The sequence below is a fragment of the Streptomyces sp. NBC_00019 genome, assembly GCF_045041015.1.
In the GTDB taxonomy this organism is placed as follows: Bacteria; Actinomycetota; Actinomycetes; order Streptomycetales; family Streptomycetaceae; genus Streptomyces.
Window position 1 is genome coordinate 7,464,141 of record NZ_CP108302.1, and the last position, 16,662, is coordinate 7,480,802.

Genomic DNA, 16,662 nt, shown 5'->3' on the forward strand with positions numbered 1-16,662 from the left:
CTTGGGCGCCGCCCGCGGGTGACGGGGTGACTGGGCAGACGGTTTCGGCGGAGGACGTGCTGTTCGCGCCGACGACGTCGCAAGGGGACAGGGCTGCTGGGTCCCGCGCGGCGGTCGGTGACTCATGGTCCGGGCCGGGCGCGTACGAGGACGCGGCGCCTGTCGTCGAGACTCCGTCCTCCGCGTCGGCCGGCGACTCCTCTGCTACGCCGTCCCACGAGGCGTCCTCCTCGCCGGTCGGCCAGGGCGGCACCAGTGATGCGTCTGCCGGGCCGCCGAGCGCACCCGGGGATTCCGTCGGCCCGGGCACCACCCTCGCCTCGAACGACCCGCTGTCCTGGCCACCCCCGTCCGTCCACGACCGGCGGCCGACCACGTCGACGCCGGGCGCTGAGGCTTCGGCTCCGGGGCAGCAGGGTGCGCCGCCGTCGCAGCCGTGGGCGAGCCCGTTCGCGCCACCTGGCCCGGCAACACCGGCCGGCGGTCCGGCGAACCCCTTCGCACTGCCGGGACCACCGGTGAGCGCCCCGGCCAACCCGTTCGCTCCGACATCCGATTCGGCCGGCCCCGCGGCTTCGCCGGGTGCACCGGCAGGTAGCCCTGCCACTCCCTTCGCCCCGCCGTCAGGTCCGGCGAGCGGTGGGACCAACGCGTCCGCGCCACCGGGAGGGCCGGCGGGTGGCCCGGCCACCCCGTTCGGCCCGCCGCCGGGTCCGGCGAGTGGTTCCGCCGACGCTTCGGCTTCGCCGGGAGCACCCGCCGGTGGCCCGGCCAACCCGTTCGCCCCGCCGTCCGGTCCGGCAAGCAGCGCGACCGACCCGTTCGGCCCGTCGGAGACGTTGGTGAGCGGTTCCGCCGAGCCCTTCGTTTCGCCGGGCGGGCCGGGGGTCGGCTCGGCGAACCCCTTCGTCCCGCCGCACCCCGGGCCTCCGGTCAACCCCTTCGCAGCCCCGGCCGGTCCCACCCACTACGCGCAGGACAGTCATATCCCCCCGCCACCCATCGCCCCCGACGGCCCCGGCCAGGTGCCCTACGGCTATCCGGGCGGCGGATACGGCTACCCGGGCGCCGCAACGCAGGGCTACTACGGCTGGCCCGGCATGCAGCCCCTGCCCAGCAACGGCATGGGCACCGCCGGACTCGTGCTCGGCATTCTCTCGGCCCTCGTGTTCTGCCTCTGGCCGCTGGCGATCGTCCTCGGCATCCTCGGCGTGATCTTCGGCGCGATCGGCCGAGGCAAGGCCCGCAGGGGTGTGGCCACCAACCCCGGTCAGGCCCTGGCCGGGATCATCTGCGGAGCTGCGGGCATCGCACTGGGCATCGGCATGGTCGTACTGCTGGTCGTGACGTAGCCAGAAGCGCGACCTGAAGGGCCACGGGGGTCGTGCCGGCATACGGCTCCGCAGCGTGGGCGCGACCGGCCCGTAGATTGCCCGCGGCCTCAATCAACGCGAAGCCCAGCAGATTCGGTCCCCGCCACCGTGCCGGGTCCAGCGCCCCCCCCGCCACCGCCGCGAGCCCGATCCCCCCGCCGATATCACCGGCCGCAGATGCCCAACCCGGTCCGCCTAAGCGCCGTCGGCCTCCCGCAGCCGGTCCCGCGCCTCCATCAACGCGAACCCCAGCAGATTCGGCCCCCGCCACCGCTCCGGATCCAGCGCCCCCTCGTCCGTGGCCGCGAGCCCGATCCCCCACACCCGGTCCACCGGACTCGCCTCCACCAGCACCCGCTCTCCGGTGCCCAGGAGGAACGAGCGCATCTCGGCGTCCGCGCCGAACTTGTGCACGCTGCCCTCGACGACGATCCCGAAGCGCTCGCGCTCCCAGGTCGTCTCGTCGAAGCCCCGGACCAGGCGCCCTTCCTTCTTCGCCACCGAAGGATGTCCCGCGGCCAGCACCCGCCGTTCCGCCTCCGTGTCGTCGAACAGCCGCGCCTTGGCCGCCATCATCCAGTGCTCGGCGGTCGCATAAGTGACTCCATCCACCACGAACGGTGACGGCCACCACTGGCTCAGACAGCTCGCCCCGATCCGGCCGCCCGGCAGCGGGCGGTGTCCCCAGAAGTGGAGGTACTTGACCCTCGCCCCCGTCCGGACCGCCCTGACCAGGGTGTCCCGAGAATCGATCTTCATCATGCATGCGAGTCTGGCAGGCACCACTGACACTCCGTCCTGGCTTTCCCATGCCGGCTCGACACCTGGTCGACAGATTTCGTCGCGTAACTAAAAGGCAACAACGGAATCCCTTGTCGGACGCCACTTGCTCTGTCAGGATCGGCACTCAAATCGAGCTGGAGCTACGCCCCGCCTGCGGGAACGTGGGCCGGCGGCGGAGGAGAGCGACATGCACAACCCGGGCAACGCCACCCCGGACCGATTCCCCGCGCAGGAGCGCTTCGCGGACGGTGCGCAGTACATCGCGGGCCGCCTCACGAAGGGCACCTCAGGACGGACGCACGCGGTCGTCGACCCCGCGACCGGCGAGGAGGTCTACACCTACGAGCTGGCGAGCACCGCCGACGTGGACGCGGCCGTCGCCGCCGCGCGCGAGGCCTTCCCGGCCTGGGCCGCCACGACGCCCGGCGAGCGCTCGGACGCGCTGCACCGCTTCGCCGCCGTGCTCGCCGACCGCGCCGAGGACTTCGCCCGCGCCGAGTCCCTCCAGTGCGGCAAGCCGCTGAAGCTGACGCGTGAGTTCGACGTGCCGGGGACCATCGACAACACCGCGTTCTTCGCGGGCGCGGCCCGGCATCTGCAGGGGCAGTCGGCCGGTGAGTACTCCGGCGACCACACCTCGTACGTCCGCCGTGAGCCCATCGGTGTCGTCGGCTCCATCGCGCCCTGGAACTACCCGCTCCAGATGGCCGCCTGGAAGGTCCTCCCGGCGATCGCCGCGGGCAACACGATCGTGCTCAAGCCCGCCGAGCTCACCCCCCTGACCTCGCTGCTCTTCGCGCAGGCCGCCACCGACGCCGGGATCCCCGACGGTGTCATCAACATCGTCAGCGGGACCGGGAAGGAAGCGGGCGAGCATCTCGTCGGGCATCCCGATGTCGCCATGACCTCCTTCACCGGGTCCACCGCCGTCGGCAAGCGGGTCGCCGAGATCGCCACCGCCACCGTCAAGCGCATCCACCTGGAGCTCGGCGGCAAGGCGCCCTTCGTGGTCTTCGACGACGCCGACCTGGACGCCGCCGTCAACGGCGCCGTCGCGGGCTCGCTCATCAACACCGGCCAGGACTGCACGGCCGCCACGCGCGCGTACGTGCAACGTCCGCTCTACGAGGCGTTCGTGGAGCGGACGGCCGAGCTCATGGCTCAGGTCCGGCTCGGCGACCCCTTCGCCCCCGGTACCGATCTCGGCCCGCTCATCTCGCACGTCCAGCGGGACCGGGTCGCCGCCTTCGTCGACCGTGCGCGTGGCTACGCGCGCGTGGTGACCGGCGGGGAGGCTCCTCAGGGAGATCTCAAGAACGGCGCGTACTATCGCCCCACCCTGGTCGCGGACGCCGCCCAGGACAGCGAGATCGTCCAGTCCGAGCTCTTCGGACCCGTCCTCGTGGTCCTGCCCTTCGACTGCGACGACGAGGGGATCCGGCTCGCCAACGACACCCCGTACGGGCTCGCCGCCTCCGCCTGGAGCCGCGACGTCTACCGGGCGAACCGCGCCACCCGTGAGATCAAGGCGGGCTGTGTGTGGGTCAACGACCACATCCCGATCATCAGCGAGATGCCCCATGGCGGGTACAAGGCGTCCGGCTTCGGCAAGGACATGTCCTCGTACTCGTTCGAGGAGTACACCCAGATCAAGCACGTCATGTTCGACAACACGGCGGTCGTCAGGAAGGACTGGCACCGCACGATCTTCGGGGACCGATAGCCGTATCCAGGCCGCCCGACCCGCGGCCGATCCTCCCGAAAGGGCACCACGCGCATGGAGCAGTACGAGCCCGACCGCCTGAGCCCGGCCCAAGTGGCCGCCATGCGGCGCAGCTTCCGCAATGGCCGGGCCGCCATGACCCGGCGGTCCCTGTTGCGCGCCTCCGCGGGCGGCGCGCTCGCGGTCGGCGGCCTCGGGGCCCTGACCGGCTGCGGTATCCCCGCGGCAGGCAACACCAAGGGCGGAGTGTCCGCGGAGGACCACTCGGCGAAGGAGAAGGTCGTCAACTTCTCCAACTGGACCGAGTACATCGACGTGGACGAGAGCGAGAAGCACCACCCCACGCTCGACCAGTTCAAGGAGCGGACCGGCATCACGGTCAAGTACACGGAGGACATCAACGACAACGTCGAGTTCTTCGGCAAGATCAAGCCGCAGCTCGCCGCCGGCCAGGACACCGGCCGCGACATCATCGTCCTCACCGACTGGCTCGCCGCCCGGCTGATCCGCCTCGGGTGGGTCCAGAAACTGGACCCGTCGAACCTGCCCCATGCGTACACCAACCTGTCGGCGCAGTTCCGCAACCCCGACTGGGACCCCGGCCGTGCCTACTCGTACGTGTGGCAGGGCATCTCGACCGTCATCGCGTACAACAAGAAGGCCCTCGACGGCGTCGAGGTGAAGTCCCTCTCCGACCTGCTCGACAACCCCAAGCTCAAGGGCAAGGTCGGCTTCCTGTCGGAGATGCGCGACAGCATCGGCATGACCCTGCTCGACATGGGCAAGGACCCGGCGAACTTCACCGCCGACGACTACGACGCGGCCGTGGCCCGCATCCAGAAGGCCGTCGACAACGGCCAGATCCGCCGCTTCACCGGCAACGACTACACCTCCGACCTGAGCAGCGGCGACTTCGCCGCCTGTATCGCCTGGGCCGGTGACGTCGTCCAGCTGAAGACGGACAGCCCGGACATCGACTTCCTGATCCCGGACAGCGGGTACATCACGTCGACCGACAACTTCCTGATCCCCAACAAGGCCCGTCACAAGACGAACGCCGAACGGCTCATCGACTACTACTACGAGCCGAAGCCGGCCGCCGAGCTCGCCGCGTACATCAACTACGTGACGCCCGTCGACGGGGTGAAGGCCGAGCTGGAGAAGCTCGACCCGGATGCGGCGAACAACCCGCTGATCATCCCGGACAAGGCCATGGCCGCGAAGTCCCACGCCTTCCGCTCGCTGAGCTCGAAGGAAGAAACCGAGTTCGAAGAGAAGTTCGCGAAGCTGACTGGGGCGTGACCACCGTGACGAACAAGACAGACAACACCGGCGACGTCCGCCTTTCGGGCATCAGCAAGACGTACGACAACGGCTTCACCGCCGTAAAGCCGCTGGACCTGACCGTGCCGCAGGGCTCCTTCTTCGCCCTGCTCGGCGCCTCCGGCTGCGGAAAGACCACCACCCTGCGGATGATCGCGGGGCTGGAGGAGCCCACCACGGGCACCGTCTCGCTCGGCGAGCAGGACGTCACCAACCTGCCGCCGTACAAGCGGCCGGTGAACACCGTCTTCCAGTCCTACGCCCTCTTCCCGCACCTCGACATCTTCGAGAACGTCGCCTTCGGCCTGCGCCGGCGTGGCATCAAGTCGGTGAAGAAGCAGGTCGAGGACATGCTGGAGCTCGTCCAGCTCGGCGAGCAGGCCCGCAAGAAGCCGCACCAGCTCTCCGGTGGCCAGCAGCAGCGCGTCGCCGTGGCCCGTGCGCTGATCAACACCCCCAAGGTGCTCCTCCTCGACGAGCCCCTCGGCGCCCTCGACCTCAAGCTGCGCCGCCAGATGCAGCTGGAGCTCAAGCGCATCCAGACCGAGGTCGGCATCACCTTCATCCACGTCACGCACGACCAGGAGGAGGCCATGACCATGGCCGACACGGTCGCCGTGATGAACGCGGGCCGCGTCGAGCAGCTCGGCTCACCGACCGACCTGTACGAGAACCCCAACACCACCTTCGTCGCCAACTTCCTCGGCACGTCGAACCTGATCGAGGCCGAGGTCGACTCCAAGAGCGGCGACGACATCGTCCTGAAGGCCGGCGGCGGCAAGCTCGTCCTGCCCGAGTCGCGATGTTCGGCGCCCACCCAGACCGGCGGCAAGGTGCTGGTCGGCGTCCGCCCGGAGAAGATCTCCCTCACCCACGCCGACGACGCGGGCGAGATCCCCGAGGGCCGCAACCGCATCACCGGCAAGATCGCCAACGGCAGTTTCATCGGTGTCTCCACGCAGTACGTCATCGACAGCGCGGTCTGCCCCGAGTTCGAGGTCTACGTCCAGAACATCGAGCGGGACTCCCGGCTCGTGCCCGGCGCCGACGTCGTCCTGCACTGGAGCCCGGCCCACACCTTCGGTTTCGACGCCGCCCAGGACATCGACGCCGGCCTCGACGAAGTGGCGGCGGTCTGATGGCGACCCTCACCGAGGCGCCCCCGCCTCTCTCCCCGACCGCGCCCGAGAAGAAGCCCCCGCGCAAGCGCGGCCGGCTCGTGCCGTACTGGCTGCTGCTCCCCGGCATCCTGTGGCTACTGGTCTTCTTCGCGCTGCCGATGGTCTACCAGGCCTCCACGTCCGTGCAGACGGGCTCCCTGGAGGAGGGCTACAAGGTCACCTGGCACTTCGCCACCTACTGGGACGCGCTGGCCGAGTACTGGCCGCAGTACCTGCGCTCGATCCTGTACGCGGGCTCGGCGACGATCCTGTGCCTGATCCTCGGCTACCCGCTGGCCTACCTGATCGCGTTCCGCGCGGGCCGCTGGCGGAACCTGATCATGATCCTGGTGATCGCGCCGTTCTTCACCAGTTTCCTGATCCGCACCCTCGCCTGGAAGACGATCCTCGCGGACGGCGGCCCGGTCGTCGGCGCCCTCAACACCCTGCACGTCCTGGACGTCACCAGCTGGCTCGGCTGGACCTCCGGCGACCGTGTGCTGGCCACGCCGCTGGCGGTGGTGTGCGGTCTGACGTACAACTTCCTGCCGTTCATGATCCTGCCGCTCTACACCTCACTGGAGCGCATCGACACCCGCCTCCACGAGGCCGCGGGCGACCTGTACGCCAAGCCGGTCACGACCTTCCGGAAGGTCACCTTCCCGCTGTCGATGCCGGGTGTCGTCTCCGGCACGCTGCTGACCTTCATCCCGGCCGCCGGTGACTACGTCAACGCGGACCTGCTCGGCTCGACGGACACCCGCATGGTCGGAAACGTCATCCAGTCCCAGTTCCTGCGAATTCTGGACTACCCGACGGCCGCGGCACTCTCCTTCATCCTGATGGCCGCCATCCTCGTCATGGTCACGGTCTACATCCGCAGGTCCGGAACGGAGGATCTGGTTTAAATGGCCTTCGTCAACTGGCTCAAGCGCAAATTCGTCGTCATCGCGGGACTGCTGACGCTCGGATATCTCCTGCTGCCGAACGTCGTCGTGACGGTGTTCTCCTTCAACAATCCGAAGGGGCGCTTCAACTACGAATGGCAGCAGTTCTCCCTGGATGCCTGGAAGGACCCGTGCGGTGTCGCCGACATGTGCGGCTCGCTGTCGATCAGTCTCCAGATCGCGTTCTGGGCGACGATCGGCGCCACCGTCCTCGGCACGATGATCGCCTTCGCGCTGGTCCGCTACCGCTTCCGCGCCCGCGGCGCCGTGAACTCGCTGATCTTCCTGCCGATGGCGATGCCCGAGGTCGTCATGGCCGCCTCGCTGCTCACCCTGTTCCTCAACATGGGCGCACAGCTGGGCTTCTGGACGATCCTCATCGCCCACATCATGTTCTGCCTCAGCTTCGTCGTCACGGCCGTCAAGGCGCGGGTGATGTCGATGGACCCGCGGTTGGAGCAGGCCGCCCAGGACCTCTACGCCGGCCCGTTTCAGACGTTCATCAGGGTCACCCTGCCGATCGCCGCCCCCGGAATCGCGGCGGGCGCGCTGCTCGCCTTCGCGCTCTCCTTCGACGATTTCATCATCACCAATTTCAACGCGGGCTCGACCGTCACCTTCCCCATGTTCGTCTGGGGTTCGGCACAGCGCGGCACACCCGTTCAGATCAATGTGATCGGTACGGCCATGTTCCTGGTCGCCGTACTGCTCGTCCTGACCTCTATGGTCATCAGTAATCGCCGTAACAAGCAAAAGGCATAACCGAAAAACCCTTGTAGGGAGTTGAAATCATGGCCCCAAGCGCCATGAGCCGTGGCAGTGATCGGACGAAATCCCTTTCCGACGCCCAGCCGGTCCCGTACTGGCTGGACGACCCCGGCAAGCCCCACCCCGTACCCGCCCTCACCGGCGCCGAGACCTGCGATCTGCTGGTCGTCGGCGGTGGCTACAGCGGACTGTGGACCGCGCTCCTCGCCAAGGAGCGCGACCCGCAGCGGGACGTGGTCCTGCTGGAGGGCCGTGAGGTGGGCTGGGCCGCCTCGGGCCGCAACGGCGGCTTCTGCGCCGCCTCCCTCACGCACGGTCTGGGCAATGGGCTGACCCGCTGGCCGAACGAGATCCACCGGCTGGAGGAGCTGGGCGCCCGCAATCTCGACGAGATCGAGAAGGCGGTCGCCCGCTACTCCCTCGACTGCGACTTCGAGCGCACCGGCGAGATCGACGTCGCGACCGAGACGTACCAGGCGCGGGAACTGCGCGACTGGTACGAGGAGATGGAGCGCGCGGGCCTGGCCGAGGGCGTGGAGTTCCTGGACGCCGAGGCCGTACGGGAACAAGTCGACTCACCGACATTCCAGGCGGGCCTGTACGACCGCCGGGGCGTCGCCATGCTCAACCCGGCGAAGCTCGCCTGGGGCCTGAAGCGGGCCTGTGTACAACTCGGCGTCCGAGTCCACGAGCACACCCCGGCCCTGACGCTGAAGCCGTACGGCGCCGGGATGGCCGTACGCACCCCCTACGGCTCGGTCCGTGCCCGCAAGGTCGCGCTCGGCACCAACATCTTCCCGAACCTGGTCAAGCGGGTCCGGTCGTACACCGTCCCGGTCTACGACTACGCGCTGATGACCGAGCCGCTGAGCGGCGAGCAGCTCGCGGCGATCGGCTGGAAGAACCGCCAGGGCCTGGGGGACAGCGCAAACCAGTTCCACTACTTCCGCCTCAGCGCCGACAACCGCATCCTGTGGGGCGGCTACGACGCGGTCCACCACTACGGCGGCCGGGTGCGCGCCGAGTACGACGACCGCCCGGAGACGTACGCCAAGCTCGCCGAGCACTTCTTCACCTGCTTCCCGCAGCTCGAAGGCGTCCGCTTCACGCACGCGTGGGGCGGCGCGATCGACACCTGCTCGCGTTTCTCGGCGTTCTTCGGCACCGCGCACCACGGGAACGTGGCCTACGCGGCCGGCTACACGGGGCTCGGCGTCGGCGCGACCCGGTTCGGCGCGGACGTGATGCTGGACCTGCTGGACGGCGAGACCACGGAGCGGACCTCGCTGGAGATGGTCCGCAAGAAGCCGCTGCCGTTCCCGCCCGAGCCGTTCGCCTGGACCGGCATCGCGCTGACCAAGTGGTCGCTGGCACGGGCGGACTCGCACGGCGGGCGGCGCAATCTGTGGCTGAAGACGATGGACAGGCTGGGACTCGGCTTCGACAGCTGATCACTCGGAGGTCCGGCCCCGCTCGCTCTCCGGCGGGGCCGGCGGCTCCGGCTCCCGCCGTCCCGGCGACGCGTCCTGACGCTGCCACGCGGCGTACAGCGTGGACAGCCCGATCGCCACGGTGGACACCGCCTCCGGCTCGATCCCGGACAGGACAAGGACGACTCCGGTCACCAGGACCGCGAGGAAGACCACCAGGTCGGTTCGTCGTCGTGGGGTGTGCATTGCCGCCCTCTCTCATCTGATCTCGTGCGAAGCTGCTCCCGTGGGGGAGGGACAACAGGCTGCGCCGGACGCGAAGTGTTGCGCCACGCGTCACAGTTGCCAGTTGTCGCAACGCTCGGTACGAGGGAGATCAGGGGGATCGGCATGGGCAGTCTCGTGCCCCTGGGAGGCGATCTGCCGGACGAGGGGCGAGCGCTCGCGGAGGCGTTACGCGGCCTGTTCGGCGGACTGGGCATCGGCGTCCGCAGATACGCCACCCGGCGGCACCGGGACGCCGGTTCGGTGTCCCGGTTCCTCAACGGCAGCCGGGTACCGCCCTGGGAGTTCGTCAACGACCTGATCAGCGACGTGACCGAGCAGCAGGGGCAGCCGCCCACCCCCGAAGCCATGGAGCTGCTGCGCCGCCTGCATCGCGAGGCCCTCGCCGAGACCGGCTCCGCGTACGGCAGGGTCCAGCTCCTCGAGGACCAACTCGCCGACGCCGACCGCCAGTCCATGGAGTCCACCAACCTGGTGCGAGCCCTGGAGAGGGCGTTGGCGAACGCGCAACACCGCGCCGCCGACCTGGAGTTGCAGCTCCGTCAGCTGCACGGCCGCCAGGACGACCGGATCGCCGAGAAGGACAAGTCCCTCCAGCTGTACGAGGACCAGGTGACCGCTCTGCTCAGGGAGCGGCAGAACCTGCTGCGGGAGGTGGAGGCGCTCGGCGAGCAACTCCAGGACGCGCACACCCGGCGGGCGCGGGCTGAGCGCCGCTGCGAGGAACTGGAACGGCAGCTGGTCGTGGCCGAGGAGCTGTGGGAGGAGGAGAGCGGCGAGGCCGACGACGGCTCGCTCACCTCCGGTTCCGGCACACCGGCGCAGGACGACGACCCTGCCACCGGCAGTGGGCTCGACTCCCGGTACCGTCTCGAGGCCTTCGTCGCGGGCGAGGCCAACCGCTTCGCGCACTCGGCCGCCACCGCCGTGGCAGAGGCCCCCGCCAAGCTGTACAACCCGCTGTTCGTCTACGGCACTTCGGCCATCGGCAAGACGCATCTGCTGCACGCGATCGGGCAGCGCACGCGTCGTCTGCACCCGGACAAGCGCGTGTGTTACGTGACCGCGGAGCAGTTCGGCGACGAGTTCGCCCGGGCCGGCCGCGACCGCGGCCTCGACCGATTCCGCCGTCGCTACCGGGGAGTGGACGTCCTTCTGCTCGACGACATCCAGTTCCTCGCGGACCGGCAGCCGTTGCGCGAGGAGTTCCTCCACACCTTCGACGCGCTGCACGCCGCGAACAAGCAGATCGTGCTGTCCTCGGACCGTCCGCCCAAGCAGCTCACCGAGCTCGGGGACCGGTTGCGCAACCGGCTGGAATCCGGGCTGATCACCCATGTCCAGCCCCCCGACCAGGAGGCCCGGATCGCGCTGCTGCGACACAAGGCGGACCGGGACGGGCTCGTCGCCGCGCCGGAGGTCCTGGAGTACATCGCCTCGCAGATCCAGCGCAACGTCCGTGAACTCGAGGGCGCGTTGATCCGCGTGAGTGCCTTCGCGTCCCTGAACCGGCAGCCGATGGACGTGCCGTTGGCGGAGAAGGTCCTCAAGGACCTGGTCCCGGACCGCGTGCCGACGCGGGAGGAGGACGTCGTGCACCTGATCATCGACGAGACCGCCCACTACTTCGGTGTCACCTCCGACGACCTGCGCGGAAGGAACCGCGGCCGTGCCATCGTGACGGCCCGCCAGATCGCCATGTACCTGTGTCGTGAGCTCACCGACGTGTCGACACCGAGGATCGCCACCGTCTTCGGCGGGCGTGACCCGGGGACGGTCGAGCACGCGGATCGCAAGATCCGCAACCTGATGGCCCAGCGCCGTTCCGTCTACAACCAGATGACGGAGCTCACCGCGCGTATCAAGGACGCCGGTGGCCTGAGCGTCGACCGGCCCGCCCTTCCCGCCCCCATGTGATCCGGTTCACTCCAACGGGGTTGCGAAACCCGCGTAATGCCTGCCCGGGACCCCCCTCTCCCTCGTGGACGCGATTCGCGTCCACGAAGGAACAGGGAGGTCTTCTCATGACTGGGGCGAAGACGGCGGTCGAGTGGCTGGCATCGGTGGCACCGGATCCCGACGCCTGCCGCTGGGAGTGGGAGCGCAACCCCCTCGGGGTCGCGCTGCTGCCCGCCGGCAAGGCCTGGGACGTACTCATCCTGCCGGGTGAGCTCGGTTATCCCACGCTCGACGTCCTCACCCGCATCATCGACCAGCCCGGCCCGGTGCTGGTCGACTTCGGCGACGCCCGGATGGGCTTCCTCGTGCCGCCCGGTACCGCCGCACGCTGGGTCGGCACGGGCATCCGCACGGCCGGCGCCGGCACCTGGATCGTGGTGCCGTACCCGGGGCGCTCCACCGGCGGCGTCCGCTGGCTGGTCCCCCCCCGGACGGTTCCGGCACCCTCACCGACCCGGCACTCCTCGAGCTGGCGATGCACGAGGCGGCGGCGGGGCTGGCCACGGAGGGGGACGGGTAACCGGCCGCGGGAGGTCTTGACAACTGAATTGGTCTGGACCAAATTGGGCGCGCTCCACCCCTCCAATTCCCCCAGTTCCGGAGGCACTTGTGGATCGCTCCAGACCTCTCGTCGGCCGCCCGTGCGGCCGACGCGGTCGCGAAGAGCGGAGGCTTCGGGGCGGGGCGCGACAACTGAACCTGCATGGCCGGTGTGCCGGTCAACAGCCTGGTGCGCGACGGCGGAGCGGGGTAGAGGTGTACTAGCCGCCGTCCAGATGATCCGTCGACCGCCAGCGGAACTGCGAACACCGAGTACGCGGGGTGGACCGTTCACTCGCGCGGGTGATGTTGATCGAAGGGGTGCGCGGACGGGGAACGGGGTGGCTAGGTTCGCGGCATGGCACGTTTCCGGACGTACCCGACACTCGCGCAGGAGCGGCAGATGCTGCTGCACTGCGCGCATGCCCGGTACGTGTGGAACCTGGCGGTCGAGCAGCACTCGTGCTGGACGCCTGGCCGCAGGTCCGCGCCGGGCTTTGCGGAGCAGTGCCGCCAGCTGACCGAGGCCCGGCGGGAGAACGAGTGGCTCGCCGCTGGAAACGCAGACCTGCAGCAGCAGGCCCTGAAGGACTTCGCCGCGGCCAAGAGCGCCCGGTTCACTGCTGGGTTCGGCGAGCCGACCTGGCGCAGGAAGCACGTACACGAAGGATTCCGCGTCATCGGCACCGACCGTGTCGCGGAGTTCGAGCCGGACGGCACCCCGAAGCTGAACGCCAAGGGTAAGCAGGTCATGGGCCGCTCCGTCGTGATGCAGCGGCTGAACCGGCGGTGGGCGCAGGTCAAGGTGCCTGGCTGCGGTTGGGTACGGTTCCGCCTCACTCGTACCGAACTGCCGAAGGCGAAGACGTTCCGTGTCACGTTCAAGAACAACCAGTGGCACATCGCGTTCTCCGCCATCCCCGAGCCGATCGCCGCGCCCGCGACGGGCAAGGTCATCGGGATCGACAGGGGCGTAACCATCACAGCCGCTCTGTCCGACGGCCGGAAGCTGAACTGTCCGCAGCTTACGGTCAGGGAGCGCGCACGGGTCCGCAAGCACCAGCGGCGGGGCGCCCGCGCCCCGAAGAACAGCAAGGTCAAGGTCACCGAATACGCGAAGACTGCGAAGCTGAAGGCCCGCGAGGCGAACCGGCGCAAGAACTGGTGTGAGAAGACGTCCACGATGCTCGCCCGCACCTACGGTCTGGTGCGGTTCGAGAAACTCAACATCAAGAACATGACCCGCTCTGCGAACGGGACCGTCGAGCAGCCGGGCAAGAACGTGGCGCAAAAGGCGGGGCTCAACCGTGCCATCCTCGCCCAAGGCTGGGGCCTGCTCCGCCAGCGCACGGAGCAGAAGGCTCCCGGTCGGGTCGAGGACGTCCCCGCACCCTTCACTAGTCTGCGGTGCAGTGCCTGCGGCTGGATCGAGAAGAAGTCGCGCAAGAGCCAAGCCGACTTCGTCTGTGTGTCCTGCGGCTTCAGGTGCAACGCGGACGAGAATGCAAGTATCAACGTCGCGGCAGGACAGGGTGGGATCCCCCGCCCCCGGCGAGCAGCCGGTGCCGGAGGGGTGACGGCGCCACCAGCCGCTCGAGCGCCCGTGAACCTCAACCCGCTTGGGTTGGAATCCCCCTCTTTATGGAGGGGGAGGATGTCAAATCGCCATGACCGACATGCTGCTTCCCCTGACCGAAGTCATTAACTGGGACCGGTACGGGAGCTGGGAGTTCCAGCGGACGTTCGACGGATACTTCGGCTGACCGCCAGGACGTAACCGGTGAGCAGGACCGTGGAGAGGCACCAACTGGCCACGACGTCCAGTGGCCAGTGGTAGCCGCGGCGGACCAGGCCGTAGGAGACGCCGAGGACGAGGATGCCGTACGAGAACACGATCGTGCGGCGAAGCCATCCGGCGCGCAGCCGGGGGAGGAGGAGCAGGGTCGCGGCGCCGTAGGCGACGGCTGCCGTGGCCGTGTGGCCGGACGGGTAGTAGCCGGTGGCCGGTGGTACGACCGGGGTGCCGGGGCGGTCGGTCAGTTCCTTGATCGGGATGATGAGGGCGGGGACCAGGGCCATCAGCAGGGCGGCGCCGGCGGACGGCTGCCACCAGCGGTCTGTACCGATGCGGCGGGCCCGCCAGGCCGCGTATCCGAGCGCCACGGCCAGGACCGGGACCGCGACCTGGACATTGCCTAGGTCGGCGAGGAGTTCCGAGGCGCGGTCGGGGTGGACCAGGGCGCGGCTGACACGTTCGTCCAGGCGCACCAAAGGGCCGTCCTCGACGATCTGCCAGGTGATCAGCGCGAAGAGGACGGCCGGAAGGCCGAGAAGAAGGAACGGAAAGAAGGAGGTCGGCCACCCCGGAACAGGGGGGGTGGTTCCGGGGTGGCCGTCCGGACCGGATCGTCGCGCGCCCCGGGGGGTTTGGGGCGGGCGACCGTCCGATCGGTGAGGAGATCCGGAGCCGGAGGCTCCGGTTGTGTGCGCGAGGGCACGACCAGGTCGAAGCTGGGGAGGCCCCGGCCTGATGTCGCCCACAGTCCCCTGTGGGCGGGGTGTATCTCTCATCTGGGTAGAACCTACGGCAGCCGATGGGGCTACGACAGCCGGAATCGCGTCCTGACAGATACCCCGCACACGTTCTTCACACGCTCTGACGGCGGCCGCCCCAGACCCGGAATTCGCTGTGGATTCGGGGCTGGGGCGGGTGTGACGGGTGTGACCTGGGGCGGGGTACGCCCCGTGTTCTCCCTGGGGCGTCAGACGCGCGCGAAGGCCTGCTCGATGATGTCGAGGCCCTCGTTGAGGAGGTCCTCGCCGATGACCAGCGGCGGCAGGAAACGCAGCACATTGCCGTAGGTGCCACAGGTCAGGACCAGCAGGCCCTCCTGGTGGCAGGCCTTGGCGAGGGCGGCGGTCGCCTCCGGGTTGGGCTCCTTGGTGGCGCGGTCCTTGACGAGCTCGATGGCGATCATCGCGCCGCGGCCGCGGACGTCGCCGATGATGTCGAACTTCTCGGCCATCGCGGTGAGGCGGGCCTTCATCGTGGCCTCGATGTTCTTCGCCCTGGCGTTGAGATCGAGTTCCTTCATCGTCTCGATCGAGCCGAGCGCACCGGCACACGCCACCGGGTTGCCGCCGTAGGTACCGCCCAGGCCACCGGAGTGTGCGGCGTCCATGATCTCGGCGCGGCCGGTGACGGCGGCGAGCGGCAGACCGCCCGCGATGCCCTTGGCGGTGGTGATCAGGTCCGGGACGATGCCCTCGTCCTCGCACGCGAACCACTGGCCGGTACGGCAGAAGCCGGACTGGATCTCGTCCGCGACGAAGACGATGCCGTTGTCCTTCGCGAACTTGCTGAGCGCCGGCAGGAAGCCCTTGGCCGGCTCGATGAAGCCGCCCTCGCCGAGCACGGGCTCGATGATGATCGCGGCGACGTTGTCCGGGCCGACCTGCTTGGTGATCTGGTCGATGGCCTGCGCGGCGGCCTCGGGACCGGCGTTCTCCGGACCGGTCGGCCAGCGGTAGCCGTAGGCGACCGGGACGCGGTAGACCTCGGGCGCGAAGGGGCCGAAGCCGTGCTTGTACGGCATGTTCTTCGCGGTCAGCGCCATGGTGAGGTTCGTACGGCCGTGGTAGCCGTGGTCGAAGACGACGACGGCCTGGCGCTTGGTGTACGCACGGGCGATCTTGACGGCGTTCTCGACGGCCTCGGCACCGCTGTTGAACAGCGCGGACTTCTTGGCGTGGTCACCCGGCGTGAGCTCGGCGAGGGCCTCGGCGACCTCGACGTAGCCCTCGTACGGCGTGACCATGAAACAGGTGTGGGTGAAGTCGGCGAGCTGGGCGGAGGCCCGGCGTACGACGGCCTCGGCGGAGGCGCCGACGCTCGTCACGGCGATGCCGGAACCGAAGTCGATCAGGCGGTTGCCGTCGACGTCCTCGATGATGCCGCCGCCCGCCCGCGCGGTGAACACGGGCAGCACCGAGCCCACGCCCTGCGCGACCGCGGCGACGCGGCGGGCCTGCAGCTCCTGCGACTTCGGGCCGGGGATGGCGGTGACGATCCGGCGCTCCTGCGGAAGTGCGCTCATGAGGGGCTCCTGGGGGTGTTGCCAACGGGGTCTTTGCGGACGCTTCTCTTCTTTTCTCGCAGGCTAGGACGGAGGACGGGGGGTGGGCATGCTCCATGTGGGCGTTGTCAGGGGGGAGGGTTTGTCCGTCGTGGACATAGCGACGGAGATCGGCTCGGTCCCTGCGGGGACGCGAACGATCCGGACGGCAACCGTCCGCTCCATGGACGTCGGCCGCGTAAGCGGTGAACTCCCCTTGCGGGGGCGTTAGATTGACGGCTGATGGTGGACGGAA

General features: G+C 69.1%; 13 protein-coding genes and 1 pseudogene. 10 read left to right on the top strand and 4 right to left on the bottom strand.

Annotated features, from left to right (window positions below; all coding sequences use genetic code 11):
• The first annotated feature begins 842 nt into the window (after window positions 1-842).
• On the top strand, window positions 843-1,352 hold the full coding sequence (locus OHU89_RS35355; protein ID WP_405649036.1) for a DUF4190 domain-containing protein: 510 nt from the start codon (window positions 843-845) through the stop codon (window positions 1,350-1,352).
• Window positions 1,353-1,568: 216 nt separating this feature from the next.
• Here OHU89_RS35355 and OHU89_RS35360 read toward each other — a convergent pair whose 3' ends face one another.
• Complete coding sequence (locus OHU89_RS35360) at window positions 1,569-2,135, bottom strand: NADAR family protein (protein ID WP_405649038.1); 567 nt, start codon at window positions 2,133-2,135, stop codon at window positions 1,569-1,571.
• 208 nt (window positions 2,136-2,343) lie between these two features.
• Here OHU89_RS35360 and OHU89_RS35365 point away from each other — a divergent pair, with 208 nt between their 5' ends.
• Genes OHU89_RS35365 through OHU89_RS35390 form a run of 6 tightly spaced genes read left to right on the top strand, consistent with a single transcriptional unit; the run spans window position 2,344 to window position 9,528 of the window.
• Window positions 2,344-3,879, top strand: coding sequence for a gamma-aminobutyraldehyde dehydrogenase (locus OHU89_RS35365; protein ID WP_405649040.1), 1,536 nt, complete (start codon window positions 2,344-2,346; stop codon window positions 3,877-3,879).
• Window positions 3,880-3,933: 54 nt separating this feature from the next.
• Window positions 3,934-5,181: a spermidine/putrescine ABC transporter substrate-binding protein gene (locus OHU89_RS35370; RefSeq protein ID WP_405649042.1), complete on the top strand. Its 1,248-nt coding sequence runs from the start codon at window positions 3,934-3,936 to the stop codon at window positions 5,179-5,181.
• Window positions 5,178-6,341, top strand: coding sequence for an ABC transporter ATP-binding protein (locus tag OHU89_RS35375; protein WP_266887416.1), 1,164 nt, complete (start codon window positions 5,178-5,180; stop codon window positions 6,339-6,341). The genes OHU89_RS35370 and OHU89_RS35375 overlap by 4 nt, the downstream gene beginning before the upstream one ends.
• Entirely contained in the window at window positions 6,341-7,270 is a 930-nt protein-coding gene (locus tag OHU89_RS35380) for an ABC transporter permease (RefSeq protein WP_361490297.1), read from the top strand. The genes OHU89_RS35375 and OHU89_RS35380 overlap by 1 nt, the downstream gene beginning before the upstream one ends.
• Complete coding sequence (locus tag OHU89_RS35385) at window positions 7,271-8,071, top strand: ABC transporter permease (protein ID WP_266887412.1); 801 nt, start codon at window positions 7,271-7,273, stop codon at window positions 8,069-8,071.
• A 29-nt stretch (window positions 8,072-8,100) separates the two neighbouring features.
• Window positions 8,101-9,528: an NAD(P)/FAD-dependent oxidoreductase gene (locus OHU89_RS35390; RefSeq protein WP_405649045.1), complete on the top strand. Its 1,428-nt coding sequence runs from the start codon at window positions 8,101-8,103 to the stop codon at window positions 9,526-9,528.
• Here the strand turns inward: OHU89_RS35390 and OHU89_RS35395 are convergent, their stop codons facing one another.
• Window positions 9,529-9,753: a hypothetical protein gene (locus tag OHU89_RS35395; RefSeq protein ID WP_365397980.1), complete on the bottom strand. Its 225-nt coding sequence runs from the start codon at window positions 9,751-9,753 to the stop codon at window positions 9,529-9,531.
• Window positions 9,754-9,897: 144 nt separating this feature from the next.
• Between OHU89_RS35395 and dnaA the strand changes: the two genes are divergently transcribed.
• From dnaA to OHU89_RS35410, 3 genes and pseudogenes are all read left to right on the top strand, one after another.
• Window positions 9,898-11,709, top strand: coding sequence for a chromosomal replication initiator protein DnaA (gene dnaA / locus OHU89_RS35400; RefSeq protein ID WP_405649047.1), 1,812 nt, complete (start codon window positions 9,898-9,900; stop codon window positions 11,707-11,709).
• Between the two features lie 107 nt (window positions 11,710-11,816).
• Window positions 11,817-12,271 (top strand): annotated as a pseudogene (locus OHU89_RS35405) (hypothetical protein).
• A gap of 378 nt (window positions 12,272-12,649) precedes the next feature.
• Window positions 12,650-13,996: an RNA-guided endonuclease InsQ/TnpB family protein gene (locus OHU89_RS35410; RefSeq protein WP_405649049.1), complete on the top strand. Its 1,347-nt coding sequence runs from the start codon at window positions 12,650-12,652 to the stop codon at window positions 13,994-13,996.
• Here the strand turns inward: OHU89_RS35410 and OHU89_RS35415 are convergent.
• Entirely contained in the window at window positions 13,993-14,862 is an 870-nt protein-coding gene (locus tag OHU89_RS35415; protein ID WP_405649051.1) for a phosphatase PAP2 family protein, read from the bottom strand. The genes OHU89_RS35410 and OHU89_RS35415 overlap by 4 nt on opposite strands.
• Window positions 14,863-15,053: 191 nt before the next feature.
• Complete coding sequence (gene gabT / locus OHU89_RS35420) at window positions 15,054-16,388, bottom strand: 4-aminobutyrate--2-oxoglutarate transaminase (RefSeq protein ID WP_405649053.1); 1,335 nt, start codon at window positions 16,386-16,388, stop codon at window positions 15,054-15,056.
• Window positions 16,389-16,662: the final 274 nt, after the last annotated feature.